This window comes from Pseudomonas sp. Irchel s3b2, assembly GCF_900187445.1.
Classification (GTDB): Bacteria; Pseudomonadota; Gammaproteobacteria; order Pseudomonadales; family Pseudomonadaceae; genus Aquipseudomonas.
Genome location: NZ_FYEB01000015.1, coordinates 1 through 16,748 on the forward strand (window position 1 = coordinate 1; position 16,748 = coordinate 16,748).

A 16,748-nucleotide genomic window follows, 5' to 3' on the forward strand; every position below is an offset into this window, starting at 1 on the left:
CACCCTTGCCTCTGGCTAACACTTCCCCTTGCCGGGTGTGTAGAGGACTTGCACCTCCAAGTCACCCGCTTGGCCACCACAGCCAAGCGGGTTGCGCTTGCGCGCAACGCGCCATGCCTGGCGCACCACAAAAAAACCGGCCGAAGCCGGTTTTTTCATTTCTACGGAATCAGAACGAAGCGTTCTGCAGGCCGTCGAGGTAACGCTCGGTGTCCAGTGCCGCCATGCAGCCGGCGCCAGCCGAGGTGATGGCCTGACGGTAAACGTGGTCAGCCACGTCACCGGCGGCGAAAATGCCTTCGACGCTGGTCGCCGTTGCGTTGCCATCACGGCCACCCTGCACAACCAGGTAGCCGTCTTTCAACGTCAGCTGGCCTTCGAACAACGAAGTGTTCGGGGTGTGGCCGATGGCGATGAACACGCCGTCGACTTTCAGCTCGTCGAAGCTGCCGTCGTTGTTCTTCAGGCGAGCACCGGTCACGCCCATGTTGTCGCCCAGCACTTCGTCCAGGGTCGAGTTCAGCTTCAGGATGATCTTGCCTTCGGCAACCCGGGCATTGAGCTTGTCGATCAGGATCTTCTCGGCGCGGAACGTCTCGCGACGGTGAATCAGGGTCACAGTGCTGGCGATGTTGGCCAGGTACAGGGCTTCTTCCACAGCCGTATTACCGCCACCCACCACAGCCACTGGCTTGTTGCGATAGAAGAAACCGTCGCACGTCGCGCAGGCCGAAACGCCTTTGCCCATGAACGTTTCTTCCGACGGCAGGCCCAGATAACGAGCGCTGGCGCCGGTGGCGATGATCAGTGCGTCGCAGGTGTAAGTCGCGCTGTCGCCAATCAGGGTGTACGGCTTGGCGGCGAAGTCCACGGCATTGATGTGATCGAACACGATCTCGGTTTCAAAGCGCTCGGCGTGCTCTTTCATCCGCTCCATCAGCGCCGGGCCGGTCAGGCCGTGGACGTCGCCCGGCCAGTTGTCGACTTCGGTGGTGGTGGTCAGCTGACCGCCAGCCTGCATGCCGGTGATCAGCAGTGGCTTGAGGTTGGCACGGGCGGCATAGACCGCAGCGCTATAACCGGCAGGGCCGGAACCGAGAATAATCACTCGCGAATGACGAACTTCAGACATGACCTGCTCCTGTTGACCGGGCCCGAAACACTGGGCGCGGAACGCCGGATTGCCGGCGGGAATAAAAAAGGACCGTTGAAAGCACTTGGGGAAGGCTTGGGCTCGACAGTCCTGTAAAAGAATGGGTGCAGCGTATCGAGGGGGCGAAGATTAAGGAAATACGGTTTAACAATCCAGCTCATAGGCGGTCTCTATCCCATCATGATGGATACATAGACGCCTTTGTTACAGTTAATGTCGATGCCGTTACCGCACTTTCGCCCGTCAGGCAAAGCCGGTAAGGTCGCCCCGTTTACCCTTTGCTCGGAGCACGTTTATGCCCGCCCCCGTTCTGTCCGGCCCGCAATACCTGCGCGAGGGCCTCAAGCTGGTCCTGAGTCCTAGCCTGCGCTTGTTCGTGTTGTTGCCGCTGGCGATCAACCTGGTGCTGTTCGTCGGATTGATCTATCTGGCCGGCCATCAGTTCAGTATGTGGGTCGATACGCTGATGCCGTCCCTGCCCGATTGGCTGAGCTTCCTAAGCTACGTCCTCTGGCCGATTTTTGTCGTGTTGGTGGTATTGATGGTGTTCTTCACCTTCACCATGCTGGCCAACGTTATCGCCGCGCCATTCAATGGCTTCCTCGCGGAGAAAGTCGAAGTGGTGGTGCGCGGCACCGACGACTTCCCGGCCTTCAGCTGGGGCGAACTGATCGCCATGATCCCGCGCACCCTGTCCCGGGAAATGCGCAAACTCGGCTACTTCCTGCCCAGGGCCATCGGGCTGTTCATCCTGTCATTCATCCCGGTGGTGAACATCATCGCCGCGCCGCTGTGGCTGTTGTTCGGGGTGTGGATGATGGCGATCCAGTACATCGACTACCCGGCGGATAACCACAAACTCGGCTGGAACGAAATGCTCGCCTGGCTGCGGCAAAAACGCTGGCAGAGCCTCGGCTTCGGCGGCAGCGTGTATCTGGTGTTGCTGATTCCGGTGGTCAACATTCTGATGATGCCGGCGGCAGTGGCCGGTGCAACGCTGTTCTGGGTGCGTGAGCGTGGCGCGGAGAATCTGGTGGCAGAAAGCCGTTAATCGCGTCACAAATCCATCATCCCTCCGTCACAATGACGACATGGCCTCAGTCGACACTGAGGCCATGACGACAACTCTGCATATCACCCTGATCACCGAAACCTTCCCACCGGAAATCAACGGCGTGGCCAATACCCTTGGCCGCTTGTTCGATGGTTTGCGCGCGCGCGGGCATCAGGTGGAGTTGGTGCGGCCACGTCAGGGTGGCGACCCGCTCATGGGCAGCAACGATGACTTGCTGTTGTGTCGAGGCTGGCCGTTGCCGGGTTATCCCGGCTTGCAATGGGGTCAGTCGTCGATGCACAAACTGCTGCGGCGCTGGAAACGCCATCGCCCGGACGTGTTGTACATCGCCACCGAAGGACCTCTGGGGTTGTCAGCGTTGCGCGCGGCACGGCGTTTGGGGATTTCGGTGGTCAGCGGCTTTCATACCAATTTTCAGCAGTATTCCAGCCAATACGGCCTCGGGCTGCTGACCCGCTTGCTGACTCACTACCTGCGCTGGTTTCACAATAGCTCGACTCTGACTCTGGTGCCCAGCGCCAGCCAGCGACTGGAGCTGGAACGTCGCAGTTTCGAGCGCCTGGCGCTGCTCTCTCGAGGCGTCGACAGCCAGTTGTTTCATCCGGCCAAACGGCTGAAGCCGCTGCGCGAGCAATGGGGACTGGCCGAGGATGATATTGCCTTCATCCACGTAGGACGCCTGGCCCAGGAGAAGAATCTTGGCTTGCTCAAGCGCAGTTTCGACACGCTGAAAATGAGTTATCCACAACGAAAAATGAAACTGATTGTGGTCGGTGACGGTCCGCAACGATCGACGCTGGAGAAGGAATTGCCCGAGGCGATTTTCTGCGGCTCACAACGCGGCGAAGCCTTGGCCAGTCACTATGCGTCGGGGGATGTGTTTCTGTTTCCAAGCCTGACCGAAACTTTCGGCAATGTGGTGCTTGAGGCATTGGCCTCGGGGCTGGGGGTGGTGGCGTACGATCAGGCTGCGGCGGCCCAGCATATTCGCCATGGCTACAACGGCGTATTGGCCATGCCCGGGGATGAAGAGGCGTTCTGCGATGCGGCACGTTGGCTGCTGGAGGAGCGCGAAAACTTGCGGTGCGTGCGGCTCAATGCGCGCCAGCATGCGAGTCGGCAGGGGTGGGCGGCGATTATTGAGCAATTCGAGGGGCAGTTGCGCGGGGCTTGTGTGCAGGGGCAATCCCTGCCTGATGCGGCGTTGTTGCCTTGAAAAGCTTCGCGGGCAAGCCTCGCTCCTACAGGGTTTGTGTCGTTCGCAATATTGCGTGCGACGCTAACCTTGTAGGAGCGAGGCTTGCCCGCGATGAAGAGGCCCGACCGGATGCCGCTTAAACCAGCGTCATCAACGCCTCACGACTGAACGGCAGAATGTCTTCCTCACGACCGTCCCGCACTTTCTGCGCCCAGTCCGGGTCCACCAGCAATGCACGGCCCACGGCCACCAGATCGAACTCATCGTTGTTCAAACGTTCCAGCAGTTTTTCCAGGCTGGCCGGTTGCGCGATCTTGTCGGTGTTGACCATGAATTGCAGGAACTCACCGTCCAGGCCGACGCTGCCGACGGTGATGGTTGGCTTGCCGGTGAGCTTGCGGGTCCAGCCGGCCAGGTTGAGCTCGGAACCGTCAAACTCCGGTTCCCAGAAACGCCGTGTCGAGCAGTGGAAAATGTCCACGCCGGCGTCGGATAACGGCTTGAGGAATTCGCCCAAAGCTTCCGGGGTTTGTACCAGACGCGCGGTGTAGTCCTGCTGCTTCCACTGGGAGAAACGGAAGATGATCGGGAAACCCTGGCCGACCGCTGCACGCACCGCCTGAATCAGTTCGATGGCGAAGCGCGAACGATTGGCCAGGCTGCCACCATATTCGTCAGTGCGCTGGTTGCTGCCTTCCCAGAAGAACTGGTCCACCAGATAACCGTGGGCACCGTGGATTTCCACGCCGTCCATGCCGATGCTCTGAGCGTCTTTGGCGGCTTGGGCGAACGCGGCAATCACGTCCTGGATATCCTGTTGGGTCATGCCGTGAACCACGACCTGACCCTCCTTCAATTTCTCCGACGGACCGTAACCCGGAACGCTGGCGTCCGGCTCGGTGCCGATGCGGCGCACGCTGCCCACATGCCACAGTTGCGGAACGATCTTGCCACCCTCGGCATGCACCGCGTCGACGACTTTCTTCCAGCCGGCCAATGCCGCTTCACCATAGAAGTGCGGCACATTCGGGTAGCCGTTCGAGGCTTTGTGACCGACGGTGGTGCCTTCGGTGATGATCAGCCCAACCCCGGCAGCGGCGCGACGACGGTAGTACTCGATCACTTTGGAGTTGGGCACGCCGCCCGGCGAAAACGAGCGGGTCATCGGTGCCATGACGACGCGGGTCGGCAGTTCGAGAGCGCCGAGGTGGAAAGGCTTGAACAGGGCTTTGACAGGCATGGGACGCTCCACGGGATATAGACTTTATGACGGCGATAATATGGAGAGTGCCAAGCCTTGAAAAGCACTATTGATTTAGGTGATTAAGGATCAAAAGATAGAAAACATTTGTAGGAGCGAGGCTTGCCCGCGAAGGCGTCATGTCAGTCGATATCAATGTTGAATGACATGACGCCTTCGCGGGCAAGCCTCGCTCCTACACAGAGGGGGAACTCAGCCCAGCGCTTTTTCGATCGCCTGGATGACAGCATGATCATCCGGCGCCGTTCGAGGCGAGAACCGCGCCAGTACGCGACCGTCCTTGCCCAACAGGAATTTCTCGAAGTTCCAGGTGATGTCGCCCGGGAATTCCGCGCCCTCGCCCGCCAGCAGACGGTACAACTGATGACGCTCATGACCGTTGACTTCCAGCTTGCTGGATAACGGAAAGGTCACGCCATAGTTGAGGCTGCAGAATGCCTGGATCTCCTGTTCGGTGCCCGGTTCCTGTCCGGCAAACTGGTTGCACGGCAAGCCCAGCACACTGAAACCCTTGTCCTTGTATTGCTGGTAGAGGTTTTCCAGCGCCGCGTACTGTGGGGTCAAGCCACATTTGGAGGCGACGTTGACCACCAGCACGACGTGCCCTTTGAAGGGCGCCAGAGGTAACTCCTGGCCATCCAAAGCTTTCAATGTAAGGTCGTGAAAAGCACTCATGACGGACTCCAAATTTCCCGTGTTCTTCTCGAAACAGCCACTTGGCGGTGCCATCAAGGACAGCCGCGGACTAAAAAGGCGCCCTCGGGCGCCTCTCCAGATCTCGAAAGCTTAGCGCAGAAAATCAGTGGTGATGGCCACCTTCGCCATGGACGTGACCATGAGCGATTTCTTCCTGGCTGGCGTCACGGATGTCGATGATCTTGACCTGGAAATTCAGGCGCTGACCGGCCAACGGGTGGTTGCCATCAACGGTGACATCGTCGCCGTCCAGATCGCGAATGGTGACGATCTGCATCTGGCCGTCCGGAGCGGAAGCGTGGAACTGCATGCCCACTTCCAGTTCGTCGACGCCTTCGAACATGCTGCGGCTCAAGGTGCTGACCAGTTCGGCAGCGTATTCGCCGTAGGCATCTTCAGGTTCTACAGCGACAGTCAGTTCGTCACCGACTGCTTTGCCTTCCAGTGCCTTTTCCAGGCCCGGGATAATATTACCTGCGCCTTGCAGGTAGACCAGCGGCGCGCCGCCGGCGGAGCTGTCGATGACCTCACCAGCGTCGTTGGTCAGGGTATAGTCGATGGAGACAGCCTTATTGGCGGCGATCAGCATGGGGCGAGACCTTTTGCATAAGAATATAGAAAGACCAAGTTTAGCGAAGCAATCGCCCGAAAGCGAACACAACCCGGACAGACGGGGTGCGACGAAAACTTCGACCGTCACAGGCTTTCATCAGGACGAGGACGGACACTGGGTAGCCGAGCTTTCCTGCGGCCATACCCAACACCTGCGGCACCAGCCCCCATGGCAATCCCGGGCCTGGGTGCTGGACCCTTCGCTGCGTAATGAAAAAATAGGCCAGCCCTTTGATTGCGGATGGTGCGCACAAGGCTCGGTTAGCGATAACCTTGACGACTGATTTGGGCAGATCGTCAGTTATAGATGATCGCCACTGCCATGCACCTCCAGAGAATCCGCATGCAAACTTTTTTTATCGCGCCCACCGATTTTGGTGTGGGTCTGACCTCCATCAGCCTCGGGCTGGTGCGTACGCTTGAGCGGGCCGGCCTCAAAGTCGGCTTTTTCAAACCGATTGCCCAGCCGCACCCGGGCGACACAGGCCCTGAACGCTCCACCGAACTGGTGGCCCGCACCCACGGCTTGAAACCGCCTCAGCCGTTGGGCCTGGCTCACGTTGAGCGGATGCTCGGCGACGGTCAGCTGGACGAGTTGCTCGAAGAAATCATCACGCTTTATCAGCAAGCCGCTGTCGGCAAAGATGTGCTGATCGTCGAAGGCATGGTCCCGACCCGTAGCGCCAGTTACGCGGCGCGGGTCAATCTGCATTTGGCCAAGAGCCTGGACGCCGACGTGATTCTGGTCTCGGCACCGGAAAACGAAGTGCTGACCGAATTGTCCGGCCGGGTGGAGTTGCAGGCGCAATTGTTCGGCGGGCCGAAAGACCCGAAAGTGCTGGGCGTGATCCTCAACAAGGTCAAGACCGACGAAAGCATGGAGGCCTTCGCCTCGCGCCTGAAAGAACACTCGCCGTTGTTGCGCAGTGGCGATTTCCGCCTGCTCGGCTGCATCCCGTTCCAACCCGAATTGAACGCCCCGCGCACCCGTGACGTAGCCGATCTGATGGGCGCTCAGGTGCTCAACGCTGGCGATTACGAAACCCGGCGCATGACCAACATCATCATCTGCGCCCGCACCATGCGCAACACCGTGGAGCTGCTCAAGCCCGGCGTGCTGGTGGTGACTCCCGGCGATCGCGACGACATCATCCTCGCCGTCAGTCTCGCAGCGATGAACGGCGTGCCCCTGGCCGGTCTGTTGCTGACCAGCGACACCCTGCCCGATCCGCGCATCATGGATCTGTGCCGTGGCGCCTTGCAGGCCGGCTTGCCGGTGTTATCGGTCAGCACTGGTTCTTATGACACCGCCAACCAGTTGAACAGTTTGAACAAGGAAATCCCCATCGACGATCGCGAACGTGCGGAGATCATCACCGATTTCGTCGCCGGTCACCTCGACGCCAACTGGCTGCACCAGCGCTGCGGCACGCCACGGGAAATGCGCCTGTCGCCCGCGGTGTTCCGTTATCAACTGATCCAGCGCGCCCAGGCCGCCAACAAGCGCATCGTATTGCCCGAAGGCAGCGAGCCGCTGACGGTGCAAGCCGCGGCAATCTGCCAGGCCCGCGGCATTGCCCGTTGCGTATTGCTGGCGAAACCGGCGGACGTCGAAGCCGTCGCCCGCGCCCAGGGTATCGAGTTGCCGCCAGGGCTGGAAATCCTCGATCCGGACCTGATCCGCGAGCGTTACGTCGAGCCGATGGTCGCCCTGCGTAAAAGCAAAAGCCTCAACGCGCCGATGGCCGAGCAACAACTGGAAGACACCGTGGTGATCGGCACCGTGATGCTGGCGCTGGATGAAGTCGATGGGCTGGTGTCCGGAGTCATTCACTCCACCGCCAACACCATCCGCCCGGCCCTGCAGCTGATCAAGACCGCGCCGGGCTGCACGTTGGTGTCCTCGGTATTCTTCATGCTGTTCCCGGAAGAGGTGCTGGTCTACGGCGACTGTGTGATGAACCCGCACCCGAGCGCCAGCGAACTGGCCGAGATCGCCTTGCAAAGCGCCGATTCGGCAGCGGCATTTGGCATCACTCCGCGCGTGGCGATGATCAGCTATTCCAGCGGCGAGTCGGCCAGCGGTGAAGAAGTCGAGAAGGTCCGCGAAGCGACGTTGCTCGCCCACGAACAACAGAACTCATTGTTGATCGACGGCCCATTGCAGTACGACGCCGCCGCCAACGAAACCGTGGCCAAGCAACTGGCGCCGAACAGTCAGGTGGCCGGTCGTGCCACGGTGTTCGTGTTCCCCGACCTGAACACCGGCAACACCACCCACAAAGCCGTGCAGCGCAGCGCCGACTGCGTCAGCCTCGGGCCAATGCTGCAAGGCTTGCGCAAACCGGTGAATGACCTGCCGCGCGGCGCGCAGGTCGACGATATCGTCTACACCATCGCGTTGACCGCGATCCAGGCTGCCAACCGACCTATGGACGTTTAAATGCTGGATTTTCTACCTGCACCCCTGCGCGGCGTGATCGCTTCGCTGTTGTTGGCGCTGAACACGATTGTCTGCTGCACGCCGCTGTTCGTGGTGGCGATCTTCAAACTGCTGCTGCCCTTCCCCGCCGCCCAGCGTTTCACCGACTGGCTGATGGGCCATATCCACGAAACCTGGATCAGCAACAACAAGGCCTGGATGGACCTGCTCGGGCATACGCGCTGGCAGCTCAGCGGGCTGGAAGGCCTGGACTATCAGCACTCGTACCTGATCACCAGCAACCACCAGAGCTGGGTCGACATCATGGTGTTGCAGTATGTGCTCAACCGTCGCATCCGCCCGCTGAAGTTCTTCCTCAAACAGCAACTGATTTGGGTGCCGGTGATTGGCCTGGCATGGTGGGCGCTGGGTTTCCCGTTCATGAAGCGATACTCCAAGGCCTATCTGGAAAAGCATCCAGAGAAGAAAGGCAAAGACCTGGAGACCACCCGCAGGACGTGCGACAAGTTCCGCAATAACCCGGTGGGGATTTTCAACTTCATCGAAGGCACGCGCTTCACCGAGGGCAAGCACGTACAACAGGGTTCACCGTTCCGCTATCTGCTCAAGCCGAAAGCGGGCGGTATTGCCTTCGTGCTGGATGCCATGGGCGATCAGCTGGAAGCCATCGTCAATGTGACCATCCACTATCCGGCCGGGCGTCCGGGTTATTGGGATTTGCTCTGTGGGAATGTGAAGGATGTAGTGGTGCACTGTCAGGAGCTGAGGATTCCACCGCAATTTGTCGGCAAGAACTACGACCAGGATGGGGTGTATCGGCTCGAGTTTCAGGGTTGGATCAATCAGCTGTGGAATGACAAGGATGCGCTGCTGGGGCAGATGCACCGCGAGTATCCGTCTAACTGATCGTTCCCACGCTCCGCGTGGGAACGATCATCTCAAGAACACAAAAAAACCCGCAGACGATCACTCATCTGCGGGTTTTTTATTTGCAGCTAACGCTTAGATCGCGCCACGCTGACGCAGCAGATCCAGCACTTGCTTGACGCTTTCTTCCAGCGACAGTGACTGGGTGTCGATCACCAGATCGGCATTCAGCGGCACGTCGTACGGGAAGGATTCGCCCGGGATGTTGTCGCCACCCGCCGCGTACAGACCTTGCGGATCACGCTCGGCACAGACCGTCGGCGAGGCCTGGACGTAGACCGTCAGCAGACGCTCCTTGCCGATCAGTTCCCTGGCCTGCTCACGACCTTCAGCACTCGGCGCAACGAAGGCTGCCAAGGTCAGCAGACCGGCTTCGTTGAACTGACGCGCAACGTGCGCCGCACGACGCCAGTTTTCAGTACGCCCGGCGCGATCCTGCGGCAGACCTTTGTTCAGGTCATGACGCAGGTTCTGGCCATCGAGTACAAACACCGCACGACCCAGGTCGAACAGCTTGCGTTCAACCGCGTAGGCCAAGGTGCTTTTGCCAGCGCCCGACAGGCCGCTGAACAACACGGTGGCCGGTTGCTGACCAAAGCGCTGGGCACGTTCTTCGGTAGCCACGTGAGCCAGTTTGCCGTGATGGGTGCTGGTGCCATGGCTCAATGGCTGGGCGATGATCATGCCCGCCGCGACCGTACCGTTGGTCAATCGATCGATGACAATGAACGAACCGGTGGTGCGGTTGCTGTCGTAACCGTCCAGCGCGATAGCCGCGTCGAGACTGATCTTGACCCGACCGATCTCGTTCAACTGCAAAGCGCTGGCCGGCCCTTCGGCCAAGGTGTTCACATCCACGCGATTGACGATGCTGGTGATCGAACCCGGCACGTACGTCGTGGCGCGTTTGATGTCATATTTCTTGCCCGGCAGCATCGGCTCTTCGGCCATCCATACCAGCATGGCGTCGAAGGCGTCGGTCACTTGCGGCTGGTTGTCGGCATGCACCAGCAAGTCACCGCGGGAGATGTCGATTTCGTCTTCCATGGTCAGCGTCACCGCTTGACCAGGACCTGCATGCTCCAGCTCACCTTCGAAGGTGACAATGGATTTCACGCGGCTGCTCTTGCCCGACGGCAACACAACGACTTCGTCGCCCTTGTGCACGATGCCGCTGGCCAGGGTGCCGGCGAAACCACGGAAGTTCAGGTTCGGACGGTTGACGTACTGCACCGGAAAACGCAGGTCGGTGTAGTTGCGGTCGCTGGCGATTTCGACGGTTTCCAGGATCTCCATCAGCGACTGGCCGGTGTACCACGGCGAGCGCTCGGACTTGTTCACTACGTTGTCGCCCTTGAGAGCGGACATCGGCACGAACGCCATGGTGGTCGGCTTGAACGCGATGCCTTCGGCGAATTTCAGGTAATCGGCCTTGATCGACTCGAACACGCTTTCGTCGAAGCCGTTGAGGTCCATCTTGTTGATGGCGACAACGATGTGCTTGATGCCCAGCAACGAGGCGATAAAGCTGTGGCGACGGGTCTGGGTCTGCACGCCGTAACGGGCGTCTACCAGGATGATCGCCAGGTCACAGGTGGATGCACCGGTGGCCATGTTGCGGGTGTACTGCTCATGGCCGGGGGTATCGGCGATGATGAATTTGCGCTTGGCGGTGGAGAAATAGCGGTAGGCGACATCAATGGTGATGCCCTGCTCACGCTCGGCCTGCAAGCCGTCGACCAGCAACGCCAGGTCGATGTCTTCGCCAGTGGTGCCGACTTTTTTCGAGTCGCGGGTAATGGCTTCCAGGTGATCTTCGTAGATCATTTTGGAGTCGTGCAGCAGACGCCCGATCAGGGTGCTCTTGCCGTCGTCGACGTTGCCACAGGTAAGAAAGCGCAGCATTTCCTTGCGTTCGTGCTGGCCCAGATAGGCGAGGATGTCCTCGCTGATCAAATCAGATGCGTGCGACATGACAACCCCTTAGAAATAACCCTGACGTTTCTTTTCTTCCATCGAGCCTGCGCCATCGTGATCGATGACCCGGCCCTGGCGTTCGGAAGTTCGCGTCAGGAGCATTTCCTGAATGATGTCGGTCAGGCTGGTGGCCTCGGACTCGACCGCACCGGTCAACGGGTAGTCGCCCAGTGTACGGAAACGGACCTTCTTCTTGACGATGCGCGCCTTGTCTTCGTCGCTCAAGTGATTGAGCAGGCGCTCGTCGTCGATCATGATCCAGGTGCCATTCATCTCGATGACATCGCGTTCGGCTGCGAAATACAGCGGCACGATCGGGATGCCTTCGAGGTAGATGTACTGCCAGATATCCAGCTCGGTCCAGTTCGACAACGGGAATACGCGGATCGATTCACCCTTGTTTACCTTGCCGTTGTAGACGTTCCACAACTCGGGACGCTGGTTTTTCGGGTCCCAACGGTGCTTGGTGTCACGGAAGGAATACACGCGCTCTTTGGCCCGGGATTTCTCTTCGTCGCGACGGGCGCCACCGAATGCCGCATCGAAGCCGTACTTGTCGAGGGCCTGTTTGAGGCCTTCGGTCTTCATGATGTCGGTGTGCTTGGCACTGCCGTGGGTGAGCGGGTTGATACCCTGCGCAACACCCTCAGGATTGACGTGCACCAGCAGGTCCAGGCCGAGTTCTTCGACCATGCGGTCGCGGAACGCGTACATTTCCTTGAACTTCCACTGGGTGTCGACGTGCATCACCGGAAACGGAAGTTTGCCCGGGAAGAATGCTTTGCGCGCGAGGTGCAGCATCACGGCGGAGTCTTTACCGACGGAGTACAGCATCACCGGGTTATCGAACTCGGCGGCGACCTCGCGGATGATGTGGATGCTTTCGGCCTCCAGCTGTTTCAGATGCGTCAGTTTGTCGACCATGGCTACTCACGAAAACGATCTTATGGACGGCCGGCGGGCCGTGTTCGAGCGGGGAATCCTAGCACAGCGCCCCCTTCTAATCAGGACCACGGCTAGATCGAAAGAGTATATGAATATACCCCCTCGTTCGGGCTTCTTCCCCTGTAGGAGCGAGGCTTACCCGCGAAGAACACTGATGAACCGCGTTATCGTTCTTCGCGGGCAAGCCTCGCTCCTACAGGGTGATCCCATTCAGCCGTGAAATCAGATGGGGTTCGGGCAATCGATGAAGATGTGCTCGAGGGCGAAACGTCGCGCCAGGTAATCGCCCAATGCCTGCACACCGTAACGCTCGGTGGCGTGGTGACCGGCGGCGATGAAGCTGATGTCGTTTTCCCGGGCGCTGTGGAACGTCTGCTCGGAGGCCTCGCCGCTGAGGTACAAGTCGACACCAGCCAACACCGCCTGATCAATGTAACCCTGGCCGCCACCGGTGCACCAGCCGATCCGACGAATCATCTCGCTGCCTTCGATCAACAATGGCTCGCGCCCCATGACTTCCTGCACTCGACGGGCGAAATCGCGAGGGGTCATCGGCTCGCTCAACGAGCCAACCAGGCCAACGACTTTCAGATTGTCCGGATCCAGCGGGCCTTCGACGGTGATATCCAGTTGCCGGGCAAGCTGCACGTTGTTACCGACTTCCGGGTGCAGGTCCAGCGGCAAGTGATAGGACAGCAGGCTGATATCGTGCTTGAGCAGGGTTTTCAACCGGCGCTGCTTCATGCCGGTGATGCACGGGTTCTCGCCTTTCCAGAAATAACCGTGGTGCACCAGCACCAGATCGGCCTGGGCCTCCACCGCAGCGTCTAGCAACGCCTGGCTTGCGGTGACACCGCTGACGATGCGCATCACCTGCGGCCGGCCTTCGACCTGCAAACCGTTGGGGCAGTAATCGGCGATCTTCGCACTTGCCAGGTAGCGGTCGGCTTCTTCGACCAGGGTGCTCAGGGCGACGGCCATAAAAGACTCCTAAATATCCCGTTCAGAGGCGCGCGTGGCCTCGTATAATGCGCGACATTATGGGCGGTCTCACACCGCCTGCAACCTCTGTAGGACGTGCTTAATGCTCAAAGCGCTGCGTTTTTCCGGCTGGCCGCTGTTGGCCGGCGTGCTTATCGCTTTATTGATAATTCAGCGTTACCCAGAGTGGGTCGGGCTACCGAGCCTGGATGTCAATCTGCAGCAAGCCCCGCAAACTCTCGGTCTGCAGCAGGGTCCGGTGTCCTATGCCGACGCGGTGACCACAGCTGCACCGTCGGTGGTCAACCTGTACACCACCAAAGTGGTCAACAAACCCAGCCATCCGTTATTCGAAGATCCGCAGTTCCGCCGTTTCTTCGGCGATAACTCGCCCAAGCAGAAGCGCATGGAGTCGAGCCTCGGTTCGGGCGTGATCATGAGCCCGGAAGGTTACCTGCTGACCAACAACCACGTGACCAGCGGTGCCGACCAGATCGTGGTGGCGCTCAAGGATGGCCGTGAAACCCTGGCCCGGATCATCGGCAGCGACCCGGAAACCGACCTCGCGGTATTAAAGATCGACCTGAAAAACCTGCCATCGATCACCGTCGGCCGTTCCGACAATATCCGCATCGGCGACGTGGCCCTGGCCATCGGCAACCCGTTCGGTGTCGGCCAGACCGTGACCATGGGCATCATCAGCGCCACCGGACGCAATCAGCTCGGGCTGAACAACTATGAAGACTTCATCCAGACCGACGCCGCGATCAACCCCGGCAACTCCGGCGGTGCGCTGGTGGACGCCAACGGCAACCTGACCGGCATCAATACGGCGATTTTCTCCAAGTCCGGCGGTTCTCAGGGTATTGGCTTCGCGATCCCGGTCAAATTGGCGATGGAAGTGATGAAGTCGATCATCGAACACGGCCAGGTCATTCGAGGCTGGCTCGGTATTGAAGTGCAACCGTTGAGTCAGGAACTGGCGGAGTCGTTTGGTCTGTCGGGACGTCCGGGGATTGTAGTCGCGGGGATTTTCCGTGATGGCCCGGCGCAGAAGGCCGGCCTGCAATTGGGCGACGTGATCCTCAGCATCGACGGTGAACCGGCCGGCGACGGTCGCCGTTCGATGAACCAGGTGGCGCGAATCAAGCCGACCGATAAGGTCACCATTCAGGTGATGCGTAACGGTAAAGAGCTCAAGCTCACGGCAGAAATCGGCCTGCGTCCGCCACCCGCGCCGATCAAGGAAAAAGAAGGAGAGTAAGCCGGTAGGAGCTGCGCCCTCAGCAGCCCCATAACTCCGAAGCCGTAACAGCAGACATTCTCATTAGGCATGTTATGTTGTTTCAATATCACTATTGGAACAACATAACATGTCGTCTCGAACAATGGCTTCCCTCGCAGGCCTGGCCCTTGGTTTGCTGGGGGATCCGGTCTTCGCCGAAGAGTCGAAAACCGTTGAGCTGGACGCCATAAGCGTCACTTCCGACTACGAATCCCCCACTGGCCCGGTCAAGGGTTACCGCGCCACCCGCTCTTCCAGCGCCACCAAAACCGACACCGCCCTTCGCGATATCCCGCAATCGATCAGTGTGATTCCCGCCAGTGTGCTCAAGGATCTGGGCAGCACCAGCGTCGAACGCGCACTGGAATTTGCCGGCGGCGTGTCGAAGCAGAACAACTTCGGCGGCCTGACGCTCTACGAATACAGCGTGCGCGGCTTCACCACGTCGGAGTTCTACAAGGACGGCTTCAGTGCCAACCGCGGCTATCCAAGCACGCCGGACGTGGCCAACATCGAACGCATCGAAGTGCTCAAAGGCCCGGCCGCCAGCCTCTATGGTCGTGGCGATCCGGGCGGTACGGTGAACATCGTCACCAAAAAACCCCAGCCGGAAGCCTTCACCACACTGCAAGCCAGCGCCGGCAGCTGGGATCGCTACCGCACCGCCGTGGACGTCAACACGCCGCTGGATGATGACGGTAACGTTCTGTCCCGGGTGAACCTGGCGGTCGAGGACAACAACAGCTTCCGCGATCACGTCGACAGTCAGCGAGTGTTCGTTGCGCCTTCATTCAGTTGGCAACTTAACCCGGACACCAGCCTGTTGGTGGAGAGCGAATTCGTTCGCCACAGCTCGACATTCGATCGCGGCATCGTCGCGCCAAACAATAAATGGAGCGGCGTCTCTCGTTCGACCTTCCTCGGCGAACCCAACGACGGCAATGTCGACAACCACAACAATCTGCTGCAAGCCGCCCTCGAACATCAGCTCAACGACAGCTGGAAACTGCGCCTCGCCAGCCATTACAAGGAAGGCAAACTCTGGGGCTTCGCCTCAGAAAATCGCCCATTGAACGCCGACGGCCACACCGTCAACCGCCGCTACCGCGAGCGCGATATCAACTGGCACGACAGCATCACCCAACTCGAACTGCGCGGTTTGTTCGACATCGGCAGTTGGCAACACGAACTACTGATCGGCAGCGAATACGAGAATTTCCGCAAGAACGAACGGGTTACGACCATTGCCGGCAGCCCTTACGCCATCGATATCTATCGACCAATCTACGGCCAGCCGAAACCTGATGGTGCGCGCTCCGGGACCGATTTCTTCGAGCATGTCAAAAGCCAGGCGTTGAACCTTCAGGACCAGATCATCTTCACTGACAAACTGCGCGGCATGCTCGGTGCCCGCTTCGAGCACTTCGAACAAAGCATCGACGATCACAGCCGCAACGCGACCAGCCGCCAGCGCCACGATGCCCTGACCCACCGAGCCGGGCTGCTTTACCAACTGACGCCCGAAGTGGGGCTGTTTGCCAACGCCTCCACCTCGTTCAAACCGAACAACGGCCTGGACGCCGCCGGCAAATCCTTCGACCCGGAAGAAGGCGTCGGTTATGAAGTCGGGATCAAGAGCGAGCTATTCGACGATCGCTTGAGCAGCACCCTCGCCGTTTTCCATATCGACAAGGAAAACGTCCTGGCCCTCGATCCGAGCACAGATTCCAGCCGCGCCATGGGCAAGGCCCGCAGTCAGGGTGTCGATCTGCAAGTCAGCGGGCAAGTGACCGATGCCGTGCGAGTGATCGGTGCCTTCGCTTACATCGATGCCGAAGTCACCCAAGGCGACAAGGTCATTCCCGCCGGCAGCCGGATTCTCGGCGTGGCCAAACGCAGCGGCAGTTTGCTGGGGGTTTACGAATTTCAGGATGGCCATTTACGCGGTTCGGATCTCGGCGCCGCGTTCACTTATGTTGGCGATCGCTCGGGTGAAGCCGGCAGCGATTTCGAACTGCCGGCCTACCATACCGTCGATCTGCTCGCGCATTATAGAGCCAGCGAAAACGTCACCCTCGGCCTGAACCTGAACAACCTGTTCGACGAGAAATACTTCGAGCGCTCCTACAGCAACTACTGGGTCAATCCCGGTGAGCCGCGTAATTTCACTGTCAGCCTGACACTCAATCTGTAAA

14 protein-coding genes are annotated in these 16,748 nt (G+C 59.5%); 7 read left to right on the forward strand and 7 right to left on the reverse strand.

Going from position 1 to position 16,748, the window contains the following annotated elements; genetic code table 11:
- Nucleotides 1-169: 169 nt before the first annotated feature.
- Complete coding sequence (trxB, locus tag CKW20_RS23820) at nucleotides 170-1,132, reverse strand: thioredoxin-disulfide reductase (protein WP_095055091.1); 963 nt, start codon at nucleotides 1,130-1,132, stop codon at nucleotides 170-172.
- Between the two features lie 316 nt (nucleotides 1,133-1,448).
- On the opposite strand from trxB, the gene cysZ reads away from it, so the two are divergent.
- Both cysZ and CKW20_RS23835 read left to right on the forward strand, forming a co-directional pair.
- On the forward strand, nucleotides 1,449-2,204 hold the full coding sequence (cysZ, locus tag CKW20_RS23830) for a sulfate transporter CysZ (protein ID WP_095055092.1): 756 nt from the start codon (nucleotides 1,449-1,451) through the stop codon (nucleotides 2,202-2,204).
- Nucleotides 2,205-2,244: 40 nt separating this feature from the next.
- A complete protein-coding gene (locus CKW20_RS23835; protein WP_095055093.1) occupies nucleotides 2,245-3,444 on the forward strand; it encodes a glycosyltransferase family 1 protein in 1,200 nt (399 codons plus the stop codon).
- Between the two features lie 118 nt (nucleotides 3,445-3,562).
- On the opposite strand, the gene CKW20_RS23840 is transcribed toward CKW20_RS23835, so the two are convergent.
- The 3 genes from CKW20_RS23840 to CKW20_RS23850 form a co-directional block, all read right to left on the reverse strand.
- Complete coding sequence (locus CKW20_RS23840) at nucleotides 3,563-4,666, reverse strand: NADH:flavin oxidoreductase (protein ID WP_095055094.1); 1,104 nt, start codon at nucleotides 4,664-4,666, stop codon at nucleotides 3,563-3,565.
- 213 nt (nucleotides 4,667-4,879) lie between these two features.
- Entirely contained in the window at nucleotides 4,880-5,362 is a 483-nt protein-coding gene (locus CKW20_RS23845; protein WP_095055095.1) for a glutathione peroxidase, read from the reverse strand.
- Nucleotides 5,363-5,486: 124 nt separating this feature from the next.
- On the reverse strand, nucleotides 5,487-5,972 hold the full coding sequence (locus CKW20_RS23850) for a peptidylprolyl isomerase (protein WP_007901600.1): 486 nt from the start codon (nucleotides 5,970-5,972) through the stop codon (nucleotides 5,487-5,489).
- Between CKW20_RS23850 and CKW20_RS23855 the strand changes: the two genes are divergently transcribed.
- Genes CKW20_RS23855 through CKW20_RS23865 form a run of 3 tightly spaced genes read left to right on the forward strand, consistent with a single transcriptional unit; the run spans nucleotide 5,941 to nucleotide 9,344 of the window.
- Nucleotides 5,941-6,279, forward strand: a complete 339-nt coding sequence (locus tag CKW20_RS23855; RefSeq protein WP_095055184.1) for a DUF3565 domain-containing protein — start codon at nucleotides 5,941-5,943, stop codon at nucleotides 6,277-6,279. The two genes, CKW20_RS23850 and CKW20_RS23855, sit on opposite strands and share 32 nt — an antisense overlap.
- 59 nt (nucleotides 6,280-6,338) lie before the next feature.
- A complete protein-coding gene (gene pta, locus CKW20_RS23860) occupies nucleotides 6,339-8,438 on the forward strand; it encodes a phosphate acetyltransferase (RefSeq protein ID WP_095055096.1) in 2,100 nt (699 codons plus the stop codon).
- Nucleotides 8,439-9,344 (forward strand): acyltransferase, encoded by a 906-nt coding sequence (locus CKW20_RS23865; RefSeq protein ID WP_095055097.1) that lies wholly within the window; start codon nucleotides 8,439-8,441, stop codon nucleotides 9,342-9,344.
- Nucleotides 9,345-9,440: 96 nt separating this feature from the next.
- On the opposite strand, the gene cysN is transcribed toward CKW20_RS23865, so the two are convergent.
- From cysN to CKW20_RS23885, 3 genes are all read right to left on the reverse strand, one after another.
- Nucleotides 9,441-11,339 carry a sulfate adenylyltransferase subunit CysN gene (gene cysN / locus CKW20_RS23870; protein ID WP_095055098.1) on the reverse strand — a complete coding sequence of 633 codons (1,899 nt, stop codon included), beginning with the start codon at nucleotides 11,337-11,339 and terminating at the stop codon, nucleotides 9,441-9,443.
- A gap of 9 nt (nucleotides 11,340-11,348) precedes the next feature.
- Nucleotides 11,349-12,266: a sulfate adenylyltransferase subunit CysD gene (gene cysD, locus CKW20_RS23875; RefSeq protein WP_008008639.1), complete on the reverse strand. Its 918-nt coding sequence runs from the start codon at nucleotides 12,264-12,266 to the stop codon at nucleotides 11,349-11,351.
- Nucleotides 12,267-12,509: 243 nt separating this feature from the next.
- The gene (locus tag CKW20_RS23885) at nucleotides 12,510-13,268 is read right to left on the reverse strand and encodes a Nif3-like dinuclear metal center hexameric protein (RefSeq protein WP_095055100.1); all 759 of its coding nucleotides are present in this window, start codon (nucleotides 13,266-13,268) and stop codon (nucleotides 12,510-12,512) included.
- Nucleotides 13,269-13,371: 103 nt separating this feature from the next.
- Here CKW20_RS23885 and algW point away from each other — a divergent pair, with 103 nt between their 5' ends.
- The gene (gene algW / locus CKW20_RS23890; protein WP_095055101.1) at nucleotides 13,372-14,532 is read left to right on the forward strand and encodes a Do family serine endopeptidase AlgW; all 1,161 of its coding nucleotides are present in this window, start codon (nucleotides 13,372-13,374) and stop codon (nucleotides 14,530-14,532) included.
- 109 nt (nucleotides 14,533-14,641) lie between these two features.
- Nucleotides 14,642-16,747 carry a TonB-dependent siderophore receptor gene (locus CKW20_RS23895; RefSeq protein WP_095055102.1) on the forward strand — a complete coding sequence of 702 codons (2,106 nt, stop codon included), beginning with the start codon at nucleotides 14,642-14,644 and terminating at the stop codon, nucleotides 16,745-16,747.
- The last annotated feature ends 1 nt before the right edge of the window (nucleotide 16,748 follow it).